Origin of the sequence: Thauera sp. K11 (assembly GCF_002354895.1) — a bacterium.
GTDB lineage: Bacteria > Pseudomonadota > Gammaproteobacteria > Burkholderiales > Rhodocyclaceae > Thauera > Thauera sinica.
This window is the reverse complement of sequence record NZ_CP023439.1, coordinates 1990137-2015032: the sequence shown is the minus strand read 5'-3', so window position 1 is coordinate 2015032 and position 24896 is coordinate 1990137. Positions and strand designations below refer to the sequence as shown.

The window sequence follows — 24896 nt, the reverse complement described above, 5'->3', positions numbered from 1 at the left end:
CAACCAGCAATCGACAACAAGGAGACTCATGAAGATCCTGGTACCCATCAAGCGCGTGCTTGACTACAACGTGAAGGCCCGCGTGAAAGCGGACGGTTCGGGCATGGACCTCGCCAACGTGAAGATGGCCATGAACCCCTTCGACGAGATCGCGGTGGAAGAGGCTGTGCGGCTGAAGGAAGCCGGCATCGCGACCGAAGTGGTGGCGGTGAGCTGCGGCGCGGCGGTGTGCTCCGAAACCCTGCGTGCGGCGATGGCAATCGGGGCCGACCGCGGCATCCTCGTCGATTGTGGTGAACTGAACGACGCCGAGCTGCAGCCGCTCGCCGTCGCCAAACTCCTGAAGGCCCTGTGCGACACGGAAGCCCCGCAGCTGGTGATCTGCGGCAAGCAGGCGATCGACGACGACGCGAACCAGACCGGCCAGATGCTCGCAGCCCTGATGGGCTGGCCGCAGGCCACCTTTGCATCGAAGCTGTCAGTGGACGGGAACCTTGCCACGGTCACGCGCGAGATCGACGGCGGCCTCGAAACCCTCGAGATGACGCTGCCCGCGGTCGTCACCACGGATTTGCGCCTCAACGAGCCGCGCTACGCGACGCTGCCCAACATCATGAAGGCGAAAAAGAAGCCGCTCGAGACCGTGAAGCCCACGGATCTGCGAGTCGATGTGGCTCCGCGTCTGGCGATCCTGAAAGTGGCCGAGCCGTCCAGGCGCAGTGCCGGCGTGCTGGTTCCGGATGTCGCGACGCTGGTCGATAAACTGAAGAACGAAGCAAAGGTGATCTGATGGCCGTCCTCGTCATTGCGGAACACGACAACCAGTCGATCAAGACCGCGACTCTCAACGCCGTGACCGCCGCGCAGGCGGTCGGAGCGGACATCCACGTCCTGGTCGCGGGCAGCGGCTGCTCCACCGCCGCCCAAGCCGCCGCCGCCATCAGCGCCGTCGCGAAGGTGTTGGTATGCGACGCGGCCCAGTACGAAGCACAGACCGCCGAGAACGTTGCCGAGCTCGTGCGTGCGCTCGCCGCCGACTACAGTCACGTCTTCGCCGCGGCAACCAGCGCCGGGAAGAACATGCTGCCGCGCGTCGCCGCACTGCTCGACGTCGCGCAGATCTCCGACATTGTCGCGGTCGAATCGGCCGACACCTTCGTGCGACCGATCTACGCCGGCAATGCGCTAGCGACCGTCAAGAGCACCGACCGCGTGAAGGTCGTGACCGTGCGCACCGCTGCGTTCGACGCCGCGCCGCTCGGCGGCTCCGCGCCGATCGAGGTCGTGCCCGCCGCGAAGGACCTGGGCCTGACCCGTGTCGTCGGCCGCGAACTCACGAAGAGTGAGCGCCCCGAACTCGGTGCCGCCAAGATCATCGTCTCCGGTGGCCGGGGGCTGGGTAACGGCGAGAACTACCGCACCCTGCTCGAGCCGCTGGCGGACAAGCTAGGCGCCGCGCTCGGAGCGAGCCGCGCCGCGGTCGACGCGGGCTTTGTCCCCAACGACTTCCAGGTCGGCCAGACCGGCAAGATCGTCGCGCCCCAGGTCTACATCGCGATCGGCATCTCCGGCGCTATCCAGCATCTGGCGGGCATGAAGGATTCCCGGCTGATCGTCGCGATCAACAAGGACCCCGAGGCGCCGATCTTTCAGGTTGCGGACTACGGGCTTGTAGCGGATCTGTTCGCCGCAGTTCCCGAACTGACAGCGAGCCTTTGATCTGCAGGTCATGCCGATTCGCTGGCCGTGATGCCAACCCGTTCCCGTTGGATTCTTCGGTGGCAGCTATTCCTCTCCCGCTGCAATCCCTGCCGAAGATCCCTTCGCCCATCGGTCGCAAACCGGTGGGTTTTTTTTGGTTGGGTATACGGATTTAATGGTTGATGGGGCACCTTCACCCCATCAATCTGATACCACCCTCAGATGGTTGATAGATCGACTCCGTAGTTGAGTTCCTCTGCGAAGTCCGGCAGTCCGTAACCGATGGTTTTCTTGTAGAAAGGAGAGACCTTCGCAGTCGGTGCCTTCTTCTTGTGCTTCGTGGTGTAGAGCATTCGTGCCCGCATCACCTCGAAGGAGTAACCGCGCCCTTCACGGTTCTTGTCCTTGGCCAGTCGGTTGATGGACTCCGTGTAAGCGTTGGTGACGGGCATGTCCGTCTCGAAGTAGGTCATGGTCTCTTCGCGCCAGTTTCCCACTGCCCTGACCAGATCGCTCCAGACTTCCTTTTGGCCCTTCGGGATGGTGGCTATCCACTCGTCCAGGGCGGCTTCTGCCTGGAGCCGTGTGGTGGCGTCCCAGATGCCGTAGAAGCGCTCCTTGTGCTCGTAGGCGGCCAGCAGTTGCGGGAACGCGCCTGTCCAGGTCTCCATGATGAGGCGCTCCCGGTCTGAGACTTCGTGAGCGCGTTTCAGCAGGATTTTCCGGTCTCCCTTGAGAGTCCGGCTCTGGGACGGTTTCAGCTCCTTTCTGAGGCCCTTGCGCACTCTCTCTAGGGCATCGTTGGCCATGCGCACCACATGGAACTTATCGACCACGATACGGGCCTGGGGCAGCACAGCCTTGACCGCTGCCCGGTAGGGGTTCCACATGTCCATGCTGACGATCTCGACCTTCTGCCGGTCTTTCAGCTTCATCAGGTAGTTGGTCACCACGTCCTGGCGGCGGGTGGCCAGCAGGTCGAGCAGGGTTCGCTCCTCAATGTTGGTCAGAATGCAGCGGTAGCGCTTGTTCAGGTATAGCTCGTCAATGCCCAGGATGCGGGGCGTCTCGAAGCGGTGCCAGCGCCCCAGGAACTCGGCGCGGGCGTTGAAGATGTCGCGCACCGTCTTCTCGTCCAGGCCGGTCTGTGCCGCCACAAAGGTGTAGGGGTGGTTGAAGGATTCCTTCTCCACGTACTCATGCAGCCGCAGTGTCATACGGAATCCGTCTGTCAAGGGGAACCCAATTTTCCCCACTCATGGGAATCGAAAATTCCCCACCCGGTTCAGGCCTCGGCCTCTTGTGGACGGACGAGGCCGGCTTTCAACTTCTCTTTCAACCGGTACGAGTTGCCACGAATGTTCAGCGTGACGGCGTGATGCAGTAGCCGGTCGAGGATGGCGGTGGCGATGACGCGGTCGCCGAACACCTCGCCCCAGGCGCCGAAGCTCTGGTTGCTGGTCAGGATCATCGGTCCTCGCTCGTAGCGGCGGCTGATCAACTGGAAGAACAGGTTTGCGCCCTGACGCTCGATCGGCAGGTAGCCGATCTCGTCGATGATCAGCAGACGTGGCGTGGTGTAGATCTTGAGCTTCTCGTCGAGCCGCCCCTCGGCATGGGCCTTGGTCAGCGCCGCGATCAGGTTGGCAGCGGTGGTGAAGAGCACGCGGTAGCCGGCCTCGATCGCCTTGAGGCCGAGTGCGACGGCCAGATGCGTCTTGCCCACGCCCGGCGGTCCGAGCACGAGCACGTTGTCGCCGTGCTCGATGAAGTGGCACGTGGCCAGCGTCTGCACCTGCTTTCTGTCGATCGAGGGCTGGTAGGCGAAGTCGAAGGTTTCCAGCGGTTTGACGAAGGGAAAGCGCGCCATCGCCGTGCGCATGGTCACGTTCTTGCTGGCCTTGGCGGCAACCTCCTCGGCGAGCACCTGCTCGAGGAAATCGGCATAAGCCATGTCCTCGGCCGCCGCCTGCTGCAGCAGGGCTTCGAGCCGCTCGCGGCTCTTGAACAGGCGCAGCTTGGTCAGATGATCGGCCAGGCGTTCGAGCTGGGCGGGATTCATGCGGCCTCCAGCATCTGCTCGTAGATCGACAGATCGCGCACCTCGACCGATTCATCCTGCAGTCCGGTCTGTGGCGCCGGGGCGCTCGCCGTGCCGTAGCGCTGGCGGGCGTTGCGGGCCGTCGCGCCGGGGCCGTGCTCAGGCTGGACACTCAGCTGATGCCGGCCGGCCAGCACCCCGTGCTCGGCCACCAGCTCGCCGCGATAACGGATCTGCCACAGGCCGCCGGCGCGCACGACCTGCACGGTCTTGCCGATCAGCCGGCACGGCACCGAATAGCGATTGGCATCGATCGACACCAGCCAGTCATCGGCCACCACCCGGTCACGCACCATCGCCTGCAGGAAGCTCGCCTGGCTGGCGGTCGGCACCAGGGCCGCCGCCTCCTCGGCAAAGCGCTCGATCGGGCGCTGGTGGGTGGTGCCATGCACGCGCACGTCGGCCACCTCCTGAACCCACTGCAGCAGTTGTGCGTTGAAGTCGTCCAGGTCATGGAAACTGCGCCCCGGCACGAAGTTGCGCTTGACGTACTTCACGCCAGACTCGACCTTGCCCTTGGTCTGCGCCCGATAGGGTTTGCACAGCCGGGGCTCGAAGCCCCAATGACGCGCAAAGGCCTCGAAGGTCGGGTTCCAGCGGATGCGGCCCGCCTCGCTGCCGAGCACCACGGTGCGCATGCGATCATAGAGCAGTTGCGCCGTGCGCCCGCCGAAGTGGGCGAAGGCATGTTCGTGCGCCGCCAGCAGGCTGGCCAGTCGTTCGTTCTCGAAGCCCTCGACCCAGCACCGCCGTGAGTACCCCAGGGTCATCACGAACACGTGAACGGTCGTGATCGCGTCCCCGAAGCGCACCTTCACCTGGCCCCAATCGACCTGGCCCTGTTCGCCGGGCCCGGTCTCGAAGCGCCGCTGCGTCAGCGCCGCGAGTGCCGCCTCCTTGCGCAGCGGTCGCACTGCGTTCTTGACCGTGTCGTACCCGCCCCCGTAGCCGTGCCGCGCCCGCAACTCCTGATACAGGATTCGCGCCGAGTAGCCGACCTGCGGCGCCCGCTCGAGCAGCCACGGGCGATGTGCATCGAGCAGGCACGACGCCGACGCCTGACGTCGGTACGGCGACCACGCCGGCTGACGCAGGCAGTGTCGAACCGTCTTGCGATCGAGATCCAGCCCGCGCGCAATGGCCGACACGCTCTGCCCGCCTGCACGCAGCCGATGGATCTCTTCCCAGCGTTCCCTGGTGAGCATACGTGCCTCCTCGGACTGACCCGACACGGGCACAGTAGCCGAGGTGCAGCTGACGATGTCGCCCCTCGGGGCGACATCGTCGAACACTTCCTTCCCTTCCATTTCTGAACTCCTCTTCAAAAATGGGTGGGGAAAATTCAATTCCCACAACTGGGGATTATTGAGTTCCTACTGACACCGGGGGCGCAAACTCTCGGATAGCGGCGCCAAGGCGCGCTTCTACCATGCGGTCAGCGAAGCGCACCTGTCGCGCATTCTCAAGGTGGATCTGGGTGAGGAGCTCTTCAGCTACCACATCGACGACAAGGCGAAGCGTCTTGCCGAAATGATGGACGGCAAGCTGCTGCTGGTCACAAACGCCGAGGGCCTCGCCGCGCAGAGCGTGATTCAGCGCTACAAGTCTCTCGCCGACATCGAGCGCGGCTTCAAGGTGCTCAAGTCCGAGATCGAGATCGGCCCGGTGTATCACCGCCTGCCCGAGCGGATTCGCGCGCATGCGTCGATCTGCTTCATGGCGCGGATCCTGCACCGGGTGATGCGCAGCCGACTCAAGGCGGCCGACGCGGGTTACACGCCCGAGCGGGCGCTCGAGCAACTGCAGCGCATCCAGCATCACCGGGTGCGTCTGAACGGCGGCGAGCCGGTGGCGGGAGTGTCGACGCTCAGCACGGAACAGAACGAGGTGCTTCATGCATTGGGGGTAGAAAAACCAGCGGCGCCGGAGCAGTTGGCGCTGTTGTAGTGGCATTTTTTAAAGTGCACTCTAGCAAAAACAATTACTTACGAGCGTAACTGTCGAACTCGGGAGCAACCTCTTGTGGAGACCGGGAGCGCGAGTGCCGGGTACCCCCGGGCATACGCGCTTCGAAACGGTTTTTAAGAAGCGTGAGTTACGGGACGTTCTTGACGCCATGACAAATGTTTTTCATGCCCTTCTCGCTAAGGGCGCTGAGTCTTACGGTCGCCGTTGGTTGGCTTTCGTAACTCGCGTACTTTACGAAGGTAGAACTGACCTGCTCCCCATTTTCAGTACCAGGGTGAAGTTAGTAGAGTCCGTTTTCAGCAAGGAGAACGGACGTGAAGAAGCGGTTTTCGGAAGAGCAGATCATTGGGTTCCTGAAGCATGCTGAGGCGGGCGTGCCGGTGCGTGAGTGAACTCGATCATCTGGTCAAGTGGATAATTCGGCAGCGCAAGTAGCGCAGGAAATCTCAGCGACAAGGCCTTGAGAAACGCTCTCTCCTGGCTACTCCTGAAAACCGAACGCCGGATTCCCATTGCGTCGGACGCGTTTGGATCGCCGAAGCGCATAAGTGTGCTGCTGACAACGCGCCGCACCTCAATGACGGGCTCGGAAAGAGCCTTGGCTGCTTCCAACTGCTTTCGATTGGTATTTTGGCGTCGTTCGGACCAACGTCGATGCTCGTCGCGAAGTGTCCTCGCGATAGCGTGCAACGCGCTTGAATCCAAGCGCTCGGCGAGGCCGAGGACGGTTGAGTAAGGAGCTGATATCTCACCAGCGAGAAGGAGCTGCTCATACTCAGTCAGTAGGTCCTCTGCTGCTTGCGGTGCTTCCAGGAGGAGACATAAGGCCTCGCCGGCGAGGGCCTTCAAGTAGTCGTCGTTCCTCCGGAAAACCCGAACCTCACCGTCGAGAAATAAAGTGACAAAGGCGGCATGCTCCCGCCGATGCAGATGCCCACGCAACGTCCGAATGACGCTTGCTTTATCCCTTGTCTGCACGAAGTCTCGTCGTCTAAGTCGTCAGAATCGAGTGGGAATGGTACGTGTCGGCGCGCCCATTGTCACTCATAGAGCGTCGCCTCATAGAGGCCACACTCCTAGCATCAGTCGAAAATCCATTTCCGACTGCTGTGACTTCTTCCTCCGACCCCAGGGTCCTCTTCGGTAAGCACCTTGCCGAGCTTCGCCGAAGCCGCGGATGGTCCCAGGAATACCTCGCGCTTGAGAGTGGTCTCGCGCGGAGTTACTTAGGCGGCGTTGAGCGTGGGCAGCGGAACATCGCGCTTCTGAACATCATTCGCTTGGCAAACGCGCTGGAGCTCCCGCCCTCTAAGCTTCTTGAGTACGAGGATCGCAACGGCGGCCGTGTTGCATCGGGCCTGAGTTAGAGGTCAATCGAGGGCCCGCACGCCAGCATCAGGACCAGGCGATGCGGTGACCGCGCTCTGTAGCCTTGTGGCGTTCATCATCGTCGCCATGGAGGTATAGGCTCGTGGTTGTGATTGACTCGTGGCCTAAGTTATCGCGGACGAACCGCAAGTCGACCTCGGCGCCTGCCATGTTCGAACCGGCCGTGTGACGTAGCCAGTGCGCCGAAGCCGCACGCAGTGCATTTGCCCGCGACACAAACTCATCGCCACGCTCCTCAACTCGCTTCGCTGCACGCTCAAAGACTTCTTTCACGACTAGATGCACGGCCCCGCGCGTCAGAGTCCGACGCTGTCCGCCGATTGGGAGGAGGAGGGGGGTCGGCTCGCCTGGAACTGGATAGCAGGGTGTTGAAAATCTCACCGTCACCTTCGGTTTCCAGTTGCCTGGGAAAAAATCGACGCGGAAAAGATCCGACCCGAGCCGCCCTGATGACGATTCCAGCCGCTTTTTCAGCCGATTGTGCAACTGCAATTCGGCAGCGCTCCCGTCGCTGCAAAGCCAACGTATTCAACAATCAAATGCCGCAATGCAAATGGCGCGATGGCGCCATCGGATTACGGCGCCAGCAAATTACCCAGCCGGGTCAGGTTGTAGGCGGCGAAATTGAGCAGCGCATGCGCGCGAATCGTTTCCAGGCCGCGTGCCATCAGACGGCGCAGCGTGCCGATGTCCTTGGCCCAGCCAAACGCCTCTTCGATCATCTTTCGACGACGCAGGCTGACCGCATAGCCTTCAGTGGCCTTGACCGCCACCGGCACGGCGCTGCCCTTGGTCTTGGCGGCAACGTGTGGCAGCACGCCCAGCGGCGTGAGGGCAGCGATGAACTCGGCCGTGTCGTAACCCCGGTCGGCCGCCAACGTCGGCTTGCGCATCGAGTCGGCCGGCTTCACGGTGCGCTTGACCATCACCAGCGCGGCGTCGCGCTCGGCGGTGCCCGTGGCCTGCGTGGTCTGTACATCGACGATCAGCCCGTTCCGGTTCTCTGCCAGCGCATGGGTCGTGAAGCTCAGGTAGGCGCCTGCGCCGCCCTTGCTGGCGAGCAAGGCCTCCGGGTCGGTGCGCGAGACGTGCGTCGCGTTCGAGCGCTTCTTGCCCCGGAAATCGACCTCGGGGTTGCGTCCCTGATCCGGTCCGGGCGGCACGTCCGAGCCATCGCGTGCGGCCAGGCTCTTGTGCGAGGCCCACGCCCGCAGCAGCGAACCGTCGACGCTGAAGTGCTCGTCCGAGATCAAATCGGCCCACTCGGCAATCGCCACCACGCCACCGAAGAATTCGCGCATCACGCTCTCCTTGAGCAGCCGCTCGCGATTGGCCGAGAACGTCGAGTGATCCCACACCGCCTCGTCCAGCGTCAGGCCCACGAACCAGCGATACATCATGTTGAAGTCGATATGCTCGACCAGAGCGCGCTCCGAGCGAATCGAGAACAGGCATTGCAAGAGCGATGCGCGCAGCAACCGCTCCGGGGCAATCGAGGGACGACCGCCTTCGGCATAAAGCGAATCGAAAGTCGGCGACATCGTGCGCAAAACCAAATCCGCCAGCGTCTTGATCCGACGCAACGGATGATCCAGGGCAATTCGGTCTTCGATATTGACGTAGCTGAACAGGGCGTGCTGTTTGTGGTCGGTGCCGCGCATGGGAATAATTGGTGTCGTAATGCGAACGTAATTATATCAGCCGTAGAGTCCGCACGGATGCAGGAAGGTCAATTAAATCAACATCCTGATAGGGCGCCAACGCGTACTCCCGGCGGTAGCGCACCAACTCCATCATCAGTTCGTTCGTGGCAGGGACGATCCTCGTCTTCTCACCTTTGCCCGTTACTTCAAGCCACCAAAGGTCGTCCCCGTTTCGGTCACGCCGGGAAAAGAAGCACCCCATGGTATTGGTAGTGACCTCCGTGATCCGAAGGCCGCACAGGTACAGCAAACTGAAGAGCCAGCGCACGCGGAAGTAATGCTCGCGCTCGCGATCCGTCTCGTTTGGCATCGATTCGATCGATGCCTTGACTTCCACCCAGGTAGGCTCATCGAGGAATCGGGTGATTCGGGGCTTCGACCGCCGCTGGCGCTGTCGAGAGAGGGATAGCGGATTGCCAGCAAGGTACCCAGCATTCACAAGCCAGGCGAACATCGTGTTCAGGATGACAATCGCTTGTCGCTGACTGCTGGCAGACAGCGGCCCAGAGAACGGTCTCCAGCCAGGATCATTTCGCGGCCATTTGCGGCCTTTGGCCATGACCCAGCGTGCAACGGGCTGTGGGTCTGAGAGAAACCGCCTGTACAACAACAGATCCTCGTGACTGAGGCTGGAAAGGGGCTTACCCAACTCCGTGACCGTCCAGAGGAGGAGGCGCTCAGCCTCCTTGCGGTAGCTGTCGAACGTCGTTCGGGTGTCGACAAAGCGGGCGAGCCACGCTCTGACGGCATCGACGTCGTTCTGCGCTGAAATCTGCGGCCGACCGCCAACGGCGCGGTTATTACCGACACTTCCGTTGAGTTCGCTTGGCAAGTTGACCAGTTCCAACGGGCCGAACGCGTTTCGGGGCATCAAATTCACGAGGGTCACATCCAGAACGGCGGATTCCGCACGTTACTACACATTATAGGAATAATGTCTAAAGTTAATGATAATACGGGCAGAACTGACCGGTTTCCGGACTGGTCCGTCTGTTTTAGTTGATTCCACCGCCAAGGCAGCTACCATCCTGACATTGGTCAAAGATCCGAGCCAAAAAATGAGCCGTAGCTCCGTTGTTACATACGAGCATGTCCGTCAGGCCTGCTACGAGATCCTCGCCAAAGGGGAACGACCAACCCGTCCAGCCGTCCAGGAGCTGCTTTCCACTGACCGGTATGTTAGCCAGAAAGGCAGCAACGCCGTCGTCCAGAACCACATTCAAGAGTTCTGGAGTGCCATGGCAAACACGCTGCAGGTGCCCGTGCGGGCGGTGGACGGGATCCCCGAGGCCTTCGTAACGATCATCGATCGCGCACTTGGCGATATGGTGCAGGTTGCTAAGAGACTTGCTGAGGAGGGCCTCAGGGAGCGAGAGGCCCATCTGGACAAGCGATCCAGAGAAATGGAGGCAACCGTTCAGGAGGCGAACGAGCGTGCCCTCGAATCCGATCAGCTCCGCCTACGCATGGAGAGTGAGGTCGCGGCCTTGAAAATGAGGATCGGAGACCTGGAGGCCAACCTTGCGGAGTGTCAGAGGAAGCTGGCGGAAGAGTCGCATAGGGTCCTTGAGCACCAGCGCACGATCGACGAAAAGGATGCCGAGCTCGTGCGCCAGTTCTCCTCGCTGGACGCGGCGAGACTTGCCATCGAGCAAACTAATGAACATCACCGCCTGGAGACCCATCGGCTGTTGCAGCAACTGGACAACGAACGTCAAGCTGCCAGCAAGGAACGGAGGCAACAGAACGAAGAGGTAGAGCGCGCACGCAAGGACGCTGCCACGGCGCGAGAGGAGTTCATAGCGCTGCGTGAGGACTGCGCTCGACTCAAGGGAGAGAGCGTCAAGGCATGTGAGAGGCTGACAGAGGCAACAGCCTCAATGGAGACCCTGCGAAGCAGCCTCGAGAAAGCTGAGGCCCAACTCTCCATATCGGAGCGTGACCTTGCTGCGGTGAGAGTGCGGCACGAGATGGCTGATCAACTCCGGCAAGAGGCAACGGTCAGGCTTAACGTCCAGGCTGAGGAAATCGGACAACTGCGGCAAGAAATTGCAAATCTTAGGAGGAGACGCGTCAAGAGCCGTGCATCAGAAGAGAGCTCTCTTAGGAGTAAGGAAGAGACAGATGCGAAACGGGCAAATAGTGACTAGCCATTCGCGTCAGCCCCTTGTAGCTCTCCACGACGGTGGTTACAAAATTACAAAAATACTGGTAACAACTTTAGTTAAATGAACGGCAGGGAACTCGCCCGGCGCCGGTCGCGACGCAAAGTTGACATAATGCAAATTATCGCGGTTTTGTGGTCCCGCTTGTCGCACGCCGACACGCAGCCTGGAAGCGCTCGCCTACCGCCTCGAATGGCGACATCGAAGGCCGTTCGACCGCTCGAGGCGCGGAATCTGTCACCAATGCGCTAGACTCGGGCTTGGTGACAGATCCTTGCACCAGGCGCAGGCCGTGTCACCACAGCGAGGAAGAACAGAATGTCCGCCATTACCTTCGATACCCTGAAATACGTCGAGCGCCTGACGGCCGCCGGCCTGCCCGAATCACACGCCAAGGCCGAAGCCGAAGCATTGCGCGAGGCGCTGGGAGATCTGATCGAACTCAAGAGCCTTGCCACCAAGGACGACATCAGCCAAGTGCGCATCCAGATATCCGAAGCCAAGGCCGACATCATCAAATGGATGCCCGGACTCATGCTTGCACAGGCTGGACTGGTCGCCGCGCTGGTCAAGCTCATCATCTGATTGGTGACAGCCACCGCGCCGGCGATGATGCCGCGACGTCACTAAAAAGGCCCGGTCTCCCGGGCCTTTTTGTTGATGGTGTCGGCGTTGACGTCGTGCAGGCGCGCCAGCCGCGACAGGACGTGCTATCTCTTTTTCTTTTTGTACTGCTGGAAGCCGATTCCGGCAAGGCCAATACCTAGCAAAGCCAGAATTTCCGGTTCAGGAACCGTGCCTCCGCCGGGTCCCGGGCCAGGGATGAATTCATCCGCGGTAATCGTAACCGCATAGCCATTTACAGAGCCATGATCCTCCAGCAGCAATTGGAGGAAATGAGTTCCAGCCGACAGGTCCCCGATATTGATGACGTACTCACCCGGTACATAGCTGCCAGGGCCGCGAGCACCAAACAAATAGACTCCGTTGAGCCAGACGAAGATTCCGTTATCCACACCGAAGCTCGCAACGACATTCGTTGCACCCAAGGTATCGAATTGGTATATCACGGCGACTTCGCTACCCGGCGTCCAGCTGTTTGGAATCGAAGTCCGGTAGCTCCAGTTGGCATTGAGGTCGAGTGGGTCGGTAAGCCAGTTTCCAAGTGCAGCGCTGGCAGCGCTCAGATCAGGAGCATTTGAAAAGGTGAGGTTGGCATCATTCGATACGGGGAAAGGCCCTGCCTCTCCTCCGTTGGTACCATTCAGGGCAGTGCCAATGCTGTTGTTATAAAACCCGGGATCATTGGTCTGAACGAGCACCACTGCATTTGCAGCGGTTGATGTCGCCAGAGCCGCGAGCAAGGGAAGGAACTTGGGCATGGTCATAGTACGTCTCCAATCGGGAAGGTGTGGCAAGAATACGGGTGACCGGCATGCGGCCGGTCTATTCCGAAAATCTTCCGCCTTTCATGCAAAAACTGGTCCATATCAAAAAAATATATTAAAAACAATAACCTAAGAAATTGGAAAGTGTAATGAAAAATACAAAAAGAAGAGCCGTGTAAAATATTCCGACAAACAGGAAATACTCCAGAAGGGGACAGCCCGTTTGACGCTGCAGCGCGGGCGCGGCGGGGCGCCGCCGGGTGCGCGGGCGCCCTTCACATCTGCCCGCCGATCCACGCCCCCTGCTCTGCTCGTCAGTTCATCGACATCCCGTTTTCATGATCGTGGCGTAGGCTTGTGTCTTCCTCTATCGGCTTTGGAAGGCATCCATGACCCTGCCGCGCTCGTCCTCCGGTGTGCCCTACTGGCCCGGCGAATCCGGACCGGACGCCGAACCGCCCTCCGGTTCCCGGCGCGGCCTGCTCGTGCGGGTGGTGCTGTTCGTGCTGCTGTTTGCCGTGATGCTGGGCGCCTACGATGCCGGGCGCGGCGGCTGGGTCGAGCGCCTGGTCATCGACCGGGCGACGGTGGGGACCGCGGCGTGGCTGATCGATGCCGCCGATCCCGCGCTCGGGGTCGAGGCTGCGGGATCGCGGCTGCGGGCGCCGGGCGGTGGCATCAACGTGCTCAACGGCTGCGAGGGGGCGGACGTGATGTTCCTGATGGCCAGCGCCATGCTGGTGGCGCCGCTGTCGTGGCGCCGGCGACTGGCGGGGCTGGCGGTCGGCGCCGCGATGGTGTTCGCCTTGAACCAGGTCCGCATCATCGCCCTCTTCTATTCCTTTCGCAGCGACCCCGGCCTGTTCGAGATGCTGCACGGGCTGATCGCGCCGCTGCTGCTCGTCGCTGCGGTGGCGGCCTTCTTCTTCGTGTGGCTGGAGCGCGCGCCCGCCGCCGCGCCCGCGGCGCAGTGTAGATGAACCCGGCACGGGTTGCGCTGCGCCTGGCGCTGGCGGGCGGGGGGCTCGCCGTGCTGGCGGTGCACTACGGGCAGGCGCTGGTCGAAGCCTGGCTGCCGGCGTATCGCGCGGTGTTTTCCTGGTTGATGGACGACTTCGACCTGCTCACGCTCGCCCTGGATCACGAAGGCGCCGACCGCGTGGTGCGTGCCACGGTGGCGTGGAAACCGTTCTTCCTGCTCGACGGACGGGTCCTGGAAATGGACCCGCGCGGGGTGGGGAACGTGTCGACCCTGACCGCGCATGCGCTGCAAGGGCCGCTGGTGATGCTCACCGCCGCGTTCGCCTGGCCTGCGCAGCGCTACTCCGAGTACCCCTTGCGGCTGCTCCTGCTCGCGCCCCTGCTGGCGATACTGGTGCTGGCCGACGTGCCCTGCGTGCTCGCGGGCGAGCTGTGGCGGACGGTGCTCGATGCGCTCGCCCCGGGGACGGCCTCCCCGCTGCTGGCGTGGAAGTCCTTCGTCCATGGCGGCGGGCGCTATGTGCTGGCCCTGGTGGCGGCGCTCGCCGCGGTGCGGGGCGGGCGATCGCCTACGGGTCCGTCGACGATGCCCGTGCCAGGGGCCTGAAATGGCTGGTGCAGACCCAGAAGGGGGGCGGCTCCTTTGGCGGGCAGCGGGGTCTGGAGATCCAGGCGACCGCAGGCGCCGTCGAGGCGATGCGGGCGGGCAGCATGGGCTGCCTCTCCGCAATATATGTGAATTTCCGCTTAATCGTAAAACTGCAAATCAGGACTTGGCCGGCGGCCACTGCTGCGCCGCATGGAGCACGCGCACGATGGTCACGGTCTTGGCCTTGCTGTTCTCCTGGTACACGACGACGTAGTTGGGATGGACGACCATTTCCCGCGTGCCCTTCATCCGACCCGGCTTGTAGAGCCTGGGATGGTCGGCCAGGGCATTGGTCTTTTCCTCGATCAGTTCGTCCAGGTCCAACGCGGCAACCGGGTTGTCCTCGGCGATGTAGTCCATGATCGCGGCCCGGTCCTCACGGGCTGCAGGGCGCCAAATGATCCGCGTCATCTGGCGGCGTCGATCTTCTTACGAAGCGCCGCCCGGCGTTCTGCAAACTCGGCCATGACTTCCTCGTGCGGAATGCTCGGCCGGGGATCGTCGATGCTCGCCTGCACCTGGGCGCGGAACCACGCATCATAAGCGGCGGCCTCGTGGGCGCGCTTCATCCGCTCGGCGGTGTCGGCCCGCCGGCGGCCGGTGTCGGCCTCGCTGTGGTTGCTGGCGTCCAGCATGTCGACACGGACGATGTGCAGTTCGTTGCGCAGATAGGCGACGCAGGTATCGAGACTGCGCCAGGTGCGCGGCTTGTCGGTGCGCTGCGTGCCGAGCGGCTTTTCGGTCATGCCCATTTTCAGCATGATCGACCAACCGCCGGGCTGGCCGATGATGGATGCGCCCCGGATCGCCTGCGCTTCGACCATGCGGCGAGCCATCGCGGTATCAATGGTGTGGGTGCTCATGCAATCGCCCGCGCTGGTGATGGAAAACGATAAGATACGAGGGTGAAATTTATCAGATAAATGCACGAACGGGAATCTAATCAGGCTCCCGGCTATTTCGAAGGTGCCGGATGCTGAGCTATAACCGCGACGCGCTCGGGCGGGTCATCCGCGCCGAATTTGATTTTGAGGAAGCGCTATATGCCCGCTTCCAGAAACTCGAATCCCGTCTGGACCGCCCGGACTGCATTGCGCTGTGCCGAGCGAACGCCGAAGAACACGCCAGACTGCTGGGCCTTCCTCCTATCGGGGGTAGTGGGAGCGAAGCTGCAATTCGAGGCCATATAAGCATGTCATGATGCAGACTGCATTGCTTCGGTGACGTTGCCTCATATAATCCGTCCATTCGCATTGACGGAGCTTGTCATGGCGCAATCGTGGACCGACATCGAGTTGCAGGAGCAATGGACGCTGACCGCCGACGAGTTGGCGCTGCTACCCGGAATGACGGACAAGGGTCGCTTGGCCTTCGCGGTGCAGTTCAAGTTCATGGAAAACCACGGTCGCTTTCCCGAGCACTACCGCGAAATCGATCCCATTGCACTGGCGTGGATCGCCATGCAACTCGGCGCCTCCACGGACGGCTTCGCTGAATTTGAGCTCGACGGTCGCCAGGGACGGCGGCAGCGCCGAAGCATCCGCGCCATCTTGGGATACCGCCCGAGCACCGGCCCCGATCTTCGGCGCTTGGCCGAGTGGCTGGCCAGCGACGTCCTCCCCTTCGACCCCCAGGCCCGCCACGGCCGCGACCTCGCCCTGGAGTGGTGCAACGCGCAACACCTGGAACCGCCGGCGCTCGACCACTTGGATCGTGTCATCCGTTCCACGCTGCACGCCTACACGACCCGTCTTCAGGAAATGATCCACGGCCGCCTCTCGGTGGCCAGCCGCATCGCCATCGACCAGTTGCTGGCGGGCGACGACCCCGGCGATGACAACGTACCGGAACCGACGACCGCCGCCCCGAGCTTCGTCCATCTCAAGGCTGACCTCGGCAAACCCGGTCGCGACAATCTCCTCGCCGGCATCGCCCGGCGCCAAGCTATCGATGCCATCGGCCTTGCAGCCGACGTGTTCCAGGGCGTGCCCGGCAAGTTCATCGACCAGTTCCGGCAGCGCTGCGCCACCGAATCGATCCGCGAACTGCGTCGCCACCCGGCGCCGATCCGTTACAGCCTGGTGGCCATGTTCTGCTGGCGCCGGCGGCAACAGCTGACCGACGCCCTGGTCGACATGCTGCTGCAACTCATCCACAACATCGGCACCCGCGCCGAAAAGAAAATCGACAAGCAACAGTTCGCCGCCTTCAAGAAAGTGCGCGGCAAGGCCCGGCTGCTGTTCAAGCTGGCTGAAGCGACGGCCGACGAGCCGGACGGGGTGATCAAGGAAGTGGTCTACCCCGTGGTCAGCCAGAAGACGCTCCAGGAGTTGGTAGCCGAGTTCGGCGCCCTCGGGCTCGATGTCGAGCGCCAGGTTCAGGAGACGATGCGCTCCTCCTACAGCCACGGCTATCGCAGCGCCCTGATGCCGGTCCTGGACGTGCTGGCCTTCCGTTCCAACAATACGGTGCATCGCCCGGTGATCGACGCCCTTGCCGTGCTGCAGGCCCATCGCGACAGCCGGCGGCAATACTACGAGGCCGACGAGGTGCCGCTCGAAGGCGTCGTGCCGAAGAAATGGCACCACATTATCGTCGAACGGGCCAAGGACGGGACCGAGCGGGTCAATCGCATCGACTACGAAGTCTGTGTGCTGCGGGCCCTGCGTAAACGGCTGCGCACCAAGGAGATCTGGGTCGAAGGTGCCGATCGCTACCGCGACCCTGAAGCGGATCTGCCCGCCGACTTCGACGCCAAGCGTGACACCTACTACGACCTGCTCAAAGCACCCAAGGATCCCGAAGTGTTCATCGACCAGGTGCAAGCCGCCATGCACCGGTGGCTCAAGACCTTCCACGACGGCCTGGCGAAGAATCCCAAGGTGCGGCTCCGGAAGCAAGGCAAGAACACCATCCATCTCACCCCCTTCGATCCCCTGGTGGAGCCGCCCAACACGGCCGCGTTGAAGCGCGAGATCGGCCGGCGTTGGTCCGACGTGGAACTGATCGACATCGTCAAGGAAGTCGACCTGCGCGTGAACTTCAGTGCGTCCTTCCGCACGGCGGCCAGCCGCGAGGCGCTGGACCCAGCCGTATTGCAACGCCGCTTGCTGCTCTGCCTGTTCGGCATCGGCACCAACGTCGGCTTGAAGCGGGTGGCCAGCCAGCAGCCCAGCGTCACCTTCGACGAACTGCGCTACGTGAAGCGCCGCTACTTCAACAAGGAAGCACTGCGGGCGGCAGTCGCCGACATCGTCAATGGCACCTTCCGCATCCGCCAGCCCGCCATCTGGGGCGACGCCACCACCGCCTGCGCCTCCGACTCCAAGCAGTTCGGAGCTTACGACCAGAACCTGATGACCGAATGGCACGCTCGCTACGGCGGGCGCGGCGTCATGATCTATTGGCACGTGGACGAGAACTCGACCTGTATCTACTCCCAGCTCAAGCGCTGCTCGTCCTCCGAAGTGGCGGCCATGATGGAGGGCGTGCTGCGCCACTGCACGACGATGGAGATCGAGCAGCAGTACGTGGACAGCCATGGCCAGAGCGAAGTCGCCTTCGCCTTCAGCTACATCCTGGGCTTCGACCTCCTGCCCCGCCTCAAGACCATCGCCCGGCAGAAGCTCTACCTGCCGGCGGCGGCCGACGCCGAGCGTTACGCGCAACTCGAACCGGTCCTGACGCGGGCCATCAAGTGGGACCTGATCCGTCAGCAGTACGACGAAATCATCAAGTACACCACTGCCCTACGGCTCGGGACGGCGGAGCCCGAGGCCATCCTGCGCCGCTTCACCCGCAACAACGTCCAGCATCCCACCTACCAGGCCCTGGCCGAGCTGGGCAAGGCGATCAAGACGGTGTTTCTCTGCCGCTACCTGCACGACGAAGGCCTGCGCCACGAAATCCACGAAGGCCTGAACGTGGTGGAGAACTGGAATAGCGCCAACGACTTCATCTTTTACGGCGAGAAGGGCGAGATGGCGACCAATCGCGTCGAGGACCAGGAGCTCGCCGTGCTCTCGCTGCACCTCTTGCAGGCCTGCCTGGTCTACGTGAATACGCTCTTCATCCAGGAGGTCCTCGCCGACCCCGGCTGGCGTGACCGCATGACGGCAGAAGATTGGCGGGCGCTGTCGCCCCTCATATACCACCACGTGAACCCCTACGGGCGGATCGAGCTGGACATGAGCCGGCGGCTCCCGCTGGCCGCCTGACGTTCTTGGCGATCAGACCTGCAACGAATTCCGCCATGAAAGACTGCCGATGAGCAACGTTGTCCCCCTCCTGCCCAAGCTGACCCTCAATCGGCGCTTCGCCCAGGACTTCGTGGATTCTCCGTCCCCCTGCTGCGCCCTGGGCCTCGTCGAGGAGCGCAAGGAAACCTATGCGCTGATCGCTCTGCGGCCCGGGGTGGCGCTGCCGGCGGACATCACTAACCACGGGTTCGAGTTTGGCCATACCCTGCTGGGGACTAGCCAGTACGAGGTGGTTCACCTGGCCTTCGATTTCCCAGGCTTCGCGACCTACCATGTCGTCGTCAACCCGAGTGATCCCGGGGTGCGCGTCGTGTTGCGTCACCTGATCGACGAAGGGAACTATTTCATCCTGGTTATTGATCCGGCACAACTCGTGACGGCCTTTCGGGACGAGGGCGGAAAAGTGATCCGGAGCGGACTGGCCGAGAATTGGCCGCGCATCGCGCGGTCGGCTACGACGGCCGCTCAATACGACGATGCCCTTGCCCAGTTCCGGCGCCGGCCGGAGCCGCCGGGGTGGGTCTTGGAGTGGGTCTGCCGCGGCGACCCGTCCTACCTGGACCTGGCAAACGATCGGATGGAACTGGCGCCGACGCCCACGCCGGCAACCGGCGACACCGGGGCCGCTCAGGAGTCGGCACCAGCGTCGAAACCGAACTGGCAGCCCTTGTCGATGCTGCCCATGATCGCCCTGGTCATGGCGGAGGAGTTGGCCGGGGCGGAGGACTTGCACGCATCTCTACAGGCGGCGATGGCACGTCCGCAGTGTCTGGATGCGGCCACCCTGCAACGATCCCGGCGGCTGTGCGAAAACCAGCTGGAAATGGTGCCCACCTACCGCGAGCAGGTGGCGCGCTGGTGCCGGGGGGTGCCGTCGCGTCCGCAGCAGGCGGAGCTTACGCGGCTGTCGGAACAGATCGAGCGCTTCGAGGCGGTGGTCAATGCGACCCGGGTCTTGGTCGACCACATGACATCCGGGAGCCGCCCGGTGCCGCGGTGAGTCGCGCCCCGGCACGGCGGTCAAGAGCGGTCAAGTCTATGCGAGGGCATACAATCATGGCTTTCTGAAGAGTCGGCCCACCCAGGAAGCCAAGCTGTCCGGCTCCGTCGGCCAGGGCAGCATCGACTCCGGCCATTCGGGGGGCCAGACGATGGGCGGCAGTTTCAGCAACCGGGCGTGCTCTTCGGCGTCCGCCCGGCAGAGTGCAATGCAGTCGGTGCGGTCCAAGCGGGATTCCAGTTCCCGGAAGCGGGCCAGCAAGGCTTCTTCCCAATCGTGCAGAGGCTTGTCTGTCGACAGGCGACTGTTGCGACGGAATAGATCGAAGGCCTGAGCCAAGTCCTTGCGCGCCGTGGGGGCGCCACGGGTCATGTTGAAGTAGGCAAGAAAAAGATGGGCAAGCCAGTAACCGTCCTTGCCAAACCAGCGCAAGGCCTTGTCGATGGCCTCATCTTCCAGCGGCTGGGTGAAGGAAATCGGTGAGTCTTGCTTGAGTCTGATGAGGATTTCGGCGGCAAACGCCTCATCTAGCAGGGTTTCTGGCCGAAACTGCCATCGGCGTAATGCGGTGGCAGACGTAGACTTCAGCGCGGCAACCGTACTAATTAGTGAGTTAGTGTCAATAGAACCATCTCTACACCTGTTGCTCTCCAAATCCTTTTCATAAATCTTCGACCCCAATACGGAAAGGGTCGGGGAAATGTCTATCCATCCGCTACGACTTGTACCCACGAACACCCACTGCGCCACATGCCCCCGCATTCGGAGGATATCTCGCTGCTTATATTGCCCAGTAAACTCCGGCAGCGCGGTCCGCAGGTGCGTCCTGACGAACCGTGCAATCTCAGGCGCCTTGTGCATTATGGCGGCTTACTTGTACAGGCGCGGATCGATCGCCTCATTGCCTACGACTCCTCCCTGATACGGGACAGGATCGCTGCCGAAGACCAATTGCCCTCCCAGATAACCCGTGTTCAGGCCTGCCCCCATCCCGGACAAGCTCTGGGGTCGCGGGGCATTGTGGCCGTTGGGTGTCACCGTATAGACCGGCGTGCCTTCCGGCAGGTTGCGTTCGTACTTCGTCATCTGCGAGTTCGAGATGCCGGACTTGCCTGTCTTGAGATCAAAGACAGCAGCGGGATTCGCCGGATTGCCAACAACTGCATCGGGATTGGAACTGCCTTTTGGACGGTATTTGTCCTGAAGCCATTCACCTTTTACATATGGTTGCTCGCCTGAGACATTCTTTCCGCCAGCCCCATTCTTCAGAGCCGTATCAAACTCCCCATGCACCTTCGTCCCCCTGGTTGCGGCCGAACCGCCGGCCGGAACCGCATTATCGGCCTGCCGGGCCACATCGACCAGTTTGTTCCCTGCCCGGTAGGCTTGCCCCGCACCGGTGACAAACGGGATGACGGCTCCGGCCACGTCGGCTGCCAAGGCGCCGGTGTGCACCGCCCAGTTCTTGCCACCGTTGGCGATCAGATCGTGCCCAAGCACCGCAATGTCATACACAATGAATCCCGCGTCCAGCGCAATATCGAGAAACTGGCCGGTCGGATCCACGAAGTTTGTCGGCGAGTTCGCGACATATGCATACGGGCTGATAGCATCGACCATCCCCGCCGGATCGCGGGAGATGAAGCGCCCCTGGCCGGGATGCTGGTAGCGCGCCCGGTAGAAGGTAAGCCCCGTCGCATCCGGCTCGCGCCCGGTGTAGCCGTAGGCGGGCACGGTGCCGCTGCCGGCCGTCTTGTTCCCCCAGGCATCGAAGCGCTGGCTGGCGGTCAGCGTGCCGGTGGCGCTGGCCGTGCCAATCACGCTCCCCAGCCCATCCTGCAGATAGGCCGCCTGGGTCGCCGCCGGGCTGTTCGTGCTGCCGGTCAGCCGTAGGATCGGTTCGTCCGTCCCCGCCCCGTGGGCATAGACCGCACCCGGCATGCCGGCCAGCGTGCCCGACCACTCGGCATGGATGTCGTCGCCGTCATAGAGATAGTAAGTGGTGGCGCCGCCGCTGGTCTTCCTGATCCGCCGGCCGCTGTCGTCGTACGCGTAGCTTTCCGTCACGGCATTAGCGCCGATGCGGGTGGCGGTCAAGAGGTGGTCCATGGCGTTCCAGGCGAGCTGGAGCGTCGTGGCGCCGGTGCCGCTGCTGGTGCAGTCGCTGGCGCTCTTGGTGGCGCTGGTGCCTTCGCAGAGCTTGGTCAGATGCCCGTCGGCATCGTGGATGGCGCCGCCGATCAGCGCGCCGGTGTCGCTGCCGCTGCGGATTTCGCTGAGTTGGTGCGCCAGGTCGTAGAGATAGGCGGTGGTGCTGCCACTCTTGGTCTTGCTTCGCCGGTTGCCGTAGATGTCGTAACCATAGGTTTCCGCTGTGCCGTCGCTGGCGCTGGTCAGCCGATCGAGATAGTCATAAGCGTAGGTCCAGCTCTTGCTGGTGCCGCCAACGTTTTCAGCGTGGGTGGCGCGTCGGCCCTGAGCGTCCAGGGTGTAGGCATGGCTGCTGAGGGTGGCGGCGCCGAAGAGGTTCTTCCGGTCCTTCAGGCTGCCGTCCTCGAACCAGTTCTGGGTGGTCCGCAAGCCGGAACTGAGGCGCTTCTCGACGAGCCGCCCGCCCGCGTCCCAGACGAAGCTGACGGTTTCATTATTGGGCGCGATGAGGCTGGCGAGCCTTCCGACGGCGTCGTAGGCGAAGCTCGTGCTGTGGCCGTCGCTGTCGGTGACCCGGGCCAGTCGGCCGCCGGGGGTCCAGGTGTAGCTGAGGGTCTTGTTCCCTCGGGAGTCGGTGACGGTGGCGAGGCGGTGGGCGGCGTCGAAGCCGTAGTCGTAGGCGACCACCGGGGCGCCGCTGCCGTCCTTGGTTTCGGCCTTGGTCACCTGACCCAGGGCGTTGCGGGTGTAGGTGACGGTCTGGGCGCCGGGGACAGTGCGGGTTTTCAGGTGGCCCTGGGTTTCGCCGCTGGCGCCCTTGGTGCCGTAGGCGTAGGTGGTGGTCTGCCCGGCCACCACCTGGGTCGGGGTCTGGCTGGTCAGCAGTTCGCCATGGCTGTTCCAGGTCCATTTCCAAACCTTGCCCAGGGGGTCGGTCTGGGTGAGCTTCCTGCCCCAGTCGTCCCAGGTGGCGCTTTGCTGTTGCTTGAGGTTGGAGTCGGCGAGATTGCAGGTGACGCTGGCCGTGTCGGTGGTGCTGCCGGCCCAGATTTCACTCACGTCGCCGAGCGCCGTGTAGACGAGGCAGGTCACTGGCCGGCTGGTGTCGCTGGCGGAAACCTGCGGGCCGACGGCGCGGGTGAGGCGCCCGAGCTCATCGTAGAAGCGGTAGCTGTCGCGGATAGTGCCGTCGGCGGCGATGGCGTTGAGTTTAGTGGGACGCCCAGCCCCGTCGTACTGGGCGATCTCGATGGCCCGGCCCTGACTTTGCCCCGAGACGGTGGGCAGCGTGGTGCGCTTCAACTGGCCATCTTGCGTACTGTCGTAGTACTCGTAGCTGGTGGTCAGCCCATTGGGGTCGGTGCTGCTCCGCGGCCGGCCGTCGGGGTCGAGGGCGAGGGAGACGCGGTGGCCTTCCTCGTTGTAGGCGCCGGTGATGCGCCCCAGGGGGTCGCGGTCGAAGTTGAGGGTGTAGCCGTCGGGGCCGGTGACGGCGGCGAGGTGGCCGAGGGGGTTGTAGCTGTTGAGGGTGGCGTTGCCGGCGTAGTCGATCTTCCTCTCCAGGCGGTCGAGGTCGTCCCAGGTGGCGTAGTGGCCGTCCAGGTAGGCGCCGGAGATGGTCAGGCCGACGTTGATCGGGTTGCCGTTGTCGTCGTAGATGCTGGCCCAGGTGTTGCCCCGGCCGTCGGGGGTCTTGATGGGGCGGTCGAGGGCGTCGTAGTCATGGTCGGCGGGCGTACCAGGCGGCGTCCGGACCGCGCTTCATCCGGCCCAGGCTGTCCCATTGGAAGTCGCTGTAGGTGTCGACTTCCAGGCTCCCTGGGCTGCCGTTGGTGTCGCCCCGGCGGGTGAGGCTGCTGACGTTCAAGGCACTCGCGTCGTAGGCGGTCTCCAGGCTCGGGCCGACGCCGCTGGCCGGGTTGCCGAGGATGGCGCCGCTCCAGTCGCGCAGGCGTTTGACCTTGATCGGGTTGCCGGAACTGTCGGCCTGGAATTGGCTCCAGGCGACGATGTTGGCGGTGGCCGGGGCGGTGTCGGCGGTGGGGACAACGCCGGCCTTCAACTGGATGACGTCGGTCAAATTGCCGGCCGTGTCGAAACGGTTGAGGTTCCAGTTGCCGTTGGCGTCCTTGACCCGCTTGGGCTGGCCGAAGGCGGTGTGGTCGCGGTACTGCAGCGTCCGCCCGGAAGGCAGCGTCACGTCGGTGAGGTTGCCGGCGGTGTCGTAGGCGTAGCCGGTGGTCTGGCCGTTGGGCGCGGTCTTGGTGAGGCGCAGATGGGTGCGCCCGGCGGCGGTGTCGTAGGTGTAGGTGGTCTCAGCGCCGGCTTCGTCGGTGATGGCAATCGGGTTGCCGTATTTGTCGAAGAGGAAGCGCCGGACGTTGCCCTGCCCGTCGATCTGCTGCGCTTCGCGGCGGAACTCGGTCCAGGCGAAGGTGGTGCGGATTCGGGCTTCCCTTCGCCGTCGGTGCCGAAGGGGGTGTGGCGGAAGACGCGGCCGTTCTGGTAGTACTCGAAGCCCATGCCGTTGCCCCGCGGCAACTGGTAGCGCTTCATGGCGTGGGCGAGGTTGGCGCCGTCGGCGCTGGTGTAGTACTGGTAGGTGACCGGGTTCTGGCTGCCGGCCACGGCGAGCGGGTTCTTGAAGGTGACGAGGTCGCCGTTGGCGTCCACCGTGTACTGCCAGGTACGGCCGGACCAGTCGCTGATCTGGCTGAGGCGGCTGCCGTTGTAGGTGAAGGTCAGCGCCCGGGCGAGCCGTCGGTAACGGTGCACAAGTTGTTGCCGCAGGCGGCGCCGTAGGCGAGCGTGAGGGTGTTGTTGTTCTGTCGGCGATGGAGAGGAGCCGCGCCTTCTGGTTGGTGTCGTGGCGGTGCGTTGACGCTCTCGAAGACATATTTCATCCCCGAGCGCTCGGTGATCCGGTACTTGCCGTCGGCGAGGCGCTCGACCGGTCGCGTAGATGCCGGCCGGGGCGCTGAAGCTCGCGCCGACACTGATGTTGCGCTGCTGTGGCCCGTAGTCGAGAAGAAACGCTCGCCCGCCGGTGCCGTCGTTCCAGCCAAGCTTGGCGGTGCCCGATTCCACCCCCGTAGAAGCGGATGAAGTGGTTGAAGCTGTGGGTCCAGCCGTAGCCCAGGGGGCCGTCCTTGGGGTTCTTGCTGTTGTACCAGCGCTCGAGACGATGGCAGGCCGCCTTTGCCCTTGATGCTGATGTCCCGCTCGTGTGGATGAGGTTGCCGGTGACCATGTTCACCGGGTCGCCGGAGTAGGTGGTGCCGCTGGTAAGGCCCGTTGGCGGTCTGCCAGGAGTTGGTGCCGGACAGTTGCGCGAAGCTGGGCGCCGTGCCTTCGCCGACGATGCCGGTGCCCAGGTTGGGGTTGAAGACGTTCCCGACCGAACCCCAGTTGCCGGTGTAGCCGCCGCCCGATTCGCCTTCG

Annotated in this window: 22 protein-coding genes and 2 pseudogenes; 10 read left to right on the top strand and 14 right to left on the bottom strand. The window is 63.1% G+C overall.

Annotated features, from left to right (window positions below; translation table 11 throughout):
* Positions 1 to 28 precede the first annotated feature (28 nt).
* A complete protein-coding gene (locus CCZ27_RS08810; protein ID WP_096447410.1) occupies positions 29 to 790 on the top strand; it encodes an electron transfer flavoprotein subunit beta/FixA family protein in 762 nt (253 codons plus the stop codon).
* Positions 790 to 1719, top strand: a complete 930-nt coding sequence (locus tag CCZ27_RS08805) for an electron transfer flavoprotein subunit alpha/FixB family protein (RefSeq protein ID WP_050416129.1) — start codon at positions 790 to 792, stop codon at positions 1717 to 1719. Before CCZ27_RS08810 ends, CCZ27_RS08805 begins: the two co-directional genes overlap by 1 nt.
* Before the next feature lie 200 nt (positions 1720 to 1919).
* On the opposite strand, the pseudogene CCZ27_RS08795 reads toward CCZ27_RS08805, so the two are convergent.
* The 3 genes and pseudogenes from CCZ27_RS08795 to istA form a co-directional block, all read right to left on the bottom strand.
* Positions 1920 to 2936 (bottom strand): annotated as a pseudogene (locus CCZ27_RS08795) (ISL3-like element ISPpu12 family transposase); the annotation flags it as partial.
* Between the two features lie 50 nt (positions 2937 to 2986).
* On the bottom strand, positions 2987 to 3763 hold the full coding sequence (gene istB / locus CCZ27_RS08790; RefSeq protein WP_096447408.1) for an IS21-like element helper ATPase IstB: 777 nt from the start codon (positions 3761 to 3763) through the stop codon (positions 2987 to 2989).
* The gene (istA, locus tag CCZ27_RS08785) at positions 3760 to 5109 is read right to left on the bottom strand and encodes an IS21 family transposase (protein WP_096447406.1); all 1350 of its coding nucleotides are present in this window, start codon (positions 5107 to 5109) and stop codon (positions 3760 to 3762) included. The genes istB and istA overlap by 4 nt, the downstream gene beginning before the upstream one ends.
* Positions 5110 to 5182: 73 nt before the next feature.
* On the opposite strand from istA, the pseudogene CCZ27_RS08780 reads away from it, so the two are divergent.
* Positions 5183 to 5749, top strand: a pseudogene (locus tag CCZ27_RS08780) (IS1634 family transposase); the annotation flags it as partial.
* Between the two features lie 363 nt (positions 5750 to 6112).
* Here the strand turns inward: CCZ27_RS08780 and CCZ27_RS23465 are convergent.
* The gene (locus CCZ27_RS23465; protein WP_157748508.1) at positions 6113 to 6748 is read right to left on the bottom strand and encodes a hypothetical protein; all 636 of its coding nucleotides are present in this window, start codon (positions 6746 to 6748) and stop codon (positions 6113 to 6115) included.
* Between the two features lie 44 nt (positions 6749 to 6792).
* Between CCZ27_RS23465 and CCZ27_RS08775 the strand changes: the two genes are divergently transcribed.
* Positions 6793 to 7137, top strand: a complete 345-nt coding sequence (locus CCZ27_RS08775; protein WP_443081550.1) for a helix-turn-helix domain-containing protein — start codon at positions 6793 to 6795, stop codon at positions 7135 to 7137.
* 28 nt (positions 7138 to 7165) lie between these two features.
* Here the strand turns inward: CCZ27_RS08775 and CCZ27_RS24275 are convergent, their stop codons facing one another.
* The 3 genes from CCZ27_RS24275 to CCZ27_RS08760 all read right to left on the bottom strand — a co-directional run bounded on the left by CCZ27_RS24275 (position 7166) and on the right by CCZ27_RS08760 (position 9742).
* Positions 7166 to 7432, bottom strand: coding sequence for a tyrosine-type recombinase/integrase (locus tag CCZ27_RS24275; protein WP_385961417.1), 267 nt, complete (start codon positions 7430 to 7432; stop codon positions 7166 to 7168).
* 302 nt (positions 7433 to 7734) lie between these two features.
* Positions 7735 to 8820: an IS5 family transposase gene (locus CCZ27_RS08765; RefSeq protein ID WP_096445332.1), complete on the bottom strand. Its 1086-nt coding sequence runs from the start codon at positions 8818 to 8820 to the stop codon at positions 7735 to 7737.
* Positions 8821 to 8851: 31 nt separating this feature from the next.
* Positions 8852 to 9742, bottom strand: a complete 891-nt coding sequence (locus CCZ27_RS08760; RefSeq protein ID WP_198363299.1) for a tyrosine-type recombinase/integrase — start codon at positions 9740 to 9742, stop codon at positions 8852 to 8854.
* Between the two features lie 178 nt (positions 9743 to 9920).
* On the opposite strand from CCZ27_RS08760, the gene CCZ27_RS08755 reads away from it, so the two are divergent.
* Both CCZ27_RS08755 and CCZ27_RS08750 read left to right on the top strand, forming a co-directional pair.
* A complete protein-coding gene (locus CCZ27_RS08755; RefSeq protein ID WP_157748507.1) occupies positions 9921 to 11012 on the top strand; it encodes a DNA-binding protein in 1092 nt (363 codons plus the stop codon).
* A 333-nt stretch (positions 11013 to 11345) separates the two neighbouring features.
* A complete protein-coding gene (locus CCZ27_RS08750; protein WP_096447400.1) occupies positions 11346 to 11612 on the top strand; it encodes a DUF1640 domain-containing protein in 267 nt (88 codons plus the stop codon).
* 125 nt (positions 11613 to 11737) lie between these two features.
* Here CCZ27_RS08750 and CCZ27_RS08745 read toward each other — a convergent pair whose 3' ends face one another.
* On the bottom strand, positions 11738 to 12415 hold the full coding sequence (locus CCZ27_RS08745) for a PEP-CTERM sorting domain-containing protein (protein ID WP_096447398.1): 678 nt from the start codon (positions 12413 to 12415) through the stop codon (positions 11738 to 11740).
* Between the two features lie 389 nt (positions 12416 to 12804).
* Here CCZ27_RS08745 and CCZ27_RS08740 point away from each other — a divergent pair, with 389 nt between their 5' ends.
* Complete coding sequence (locus CCZ27_RS08740; RefSeq protein ID WP_096447396.1) at positions 12805 to 13395, top strand: archaeosortase/exosortase family protein; 591 nt, start codon at positions 12805 to 12807, stop codon at positions 13393 to 13395.
* A complete protein-coding gene (locus tag CCZ27_RS08735) occupies positions 13392 to 14003 on the top strand; it encodes a hypothetical protein (protein ID WP_096447393.1) in 612 nt (203 codons plus the stop codon). Before CCZ27_RS08740 ends, CCZ27_RS08735 begins: the two co-directional genes overlap by 4 nt.
* Positions 14004 to 14162: 159 nt before the next feature.
* On the opposite strand, the gene CCZ27_RS08730 is transcribed toward CCZ27_RS08735, so the two are convergent.
* Positions 14163 to 14456, bottom strand: coding sequence for a type II toxin-antitoxin system RelE/ParE family toxin (locus tag CCZ27_RS08730; RefSeq protein ID WP_096447391.1), 294 nt, complete (start codon positions 14454 to 14456; stop codon positions 14163 to 14165).
* A complete protein-coding gene (gene relB, locus CCZ27_RS08725; RefSeq protein WP_232516611.1) occupies positions 14453 to 14869 on the bottom strand; it encodes a type II toxin-antitoxin system RelB family antitoxin in 417 nt (138 codons plus the stop codon). The genes CCZ27_RS08730 and relB overlap by 4 nt, the downstream gene beginning before the upstream one ends.
* A 444-nt stretch (positions 14870 to 15313) precedes the next feature.
* On the opposite strand from relB, the gene CCZ27_RS08720 reads away from it, so the two are divergent.
* Together CCZ27_RS08720 and CCZ27_RS23955 are read left to right on the top strand one after the other, a co-directional pair.
* Positions 15314 to 18262 (top strand): Tn3 family transposase, encoded by a 2949-nt coding sequence (locus CCZ27_RS08720; protein ID WP_096447387.1) that lies wholly within the window; start codon positions 15314 to 15316, stop codon positions 18260 to 18262.
* Between the two features lie 49 nt (positions 18263 to 18311).
* Complete coding sequence (locus tag CCZ27_RS23955) at positions 18312 to 19304, top strand: hypothetical protein (RefSeq protein WP_198363298.1); 993 nt, start codon at positions 18312 to 18314, stop codon at positions 19302 to 19304.
* 54 nt (positions 19305 to 19358) lie between these two features.
* On the opposite strand, the gene CCZ27_RS08710 is transcribed toward CCZ27_RS23955, so the two are convergent.
* The 4 genes from CCZ27_RS08710 to CCZ27_RS24715 all read right to left on the bottom strand — a co-directional run bounded on the left by CCZ27_RS08710 (position 19359) and on the right by CCZ27_RS24715 (position 24705).
* Positions 19359 to 20165 (bottom strand): hypothetical protein, encoded by an 807-nt coding sequence (locus CCZ27_RS08710; RefSeq protein WP_096447385.1) that lies wholly within the window; start codon positions 20163 to 20165, stop codon positions 19359 to 19361.
* Positions 20166 to 20174: 9 nt separating this feature from the next.
* A complete protein-coding gene (locus CCZ27_RS08705) occupies positions 20175 to 22757 on the bottom strand; it encodes an RHS repeat-associated core domain-containing protein (protein WP_096447383.1) in 2583 nt (860 codons plus the stop codon).
* 418 nt (positions 22758 to 23175) lie between these two features.
* On the bottom strand, positions 23176 to 24351 hold the full coding sequence (locus CCZ27_RS24815) for an RHS repeat domain-containing protein (RefSeq protein WP_096447381.1): 1176 nt from the start codon (positions 24349 to 24351) through the stop codon (positions 23176 to 23178).
* A 3-nt stretch (positions 24352 to 24354) separates the two neighbouring features.
* Positions 24355 to 24705 (bottom strand): DUF6531 domain-containing protein, encoded by a 351-nt coding sequence (locus CCZ27_RS24715; protein WP_443081556.1) that lies wholly within the window; start codon positions 24703 to 24705, stop codon positions 24355 to 24357.
* Positions 24706 to 24896 lie beyond the last annotated feature (191 nt).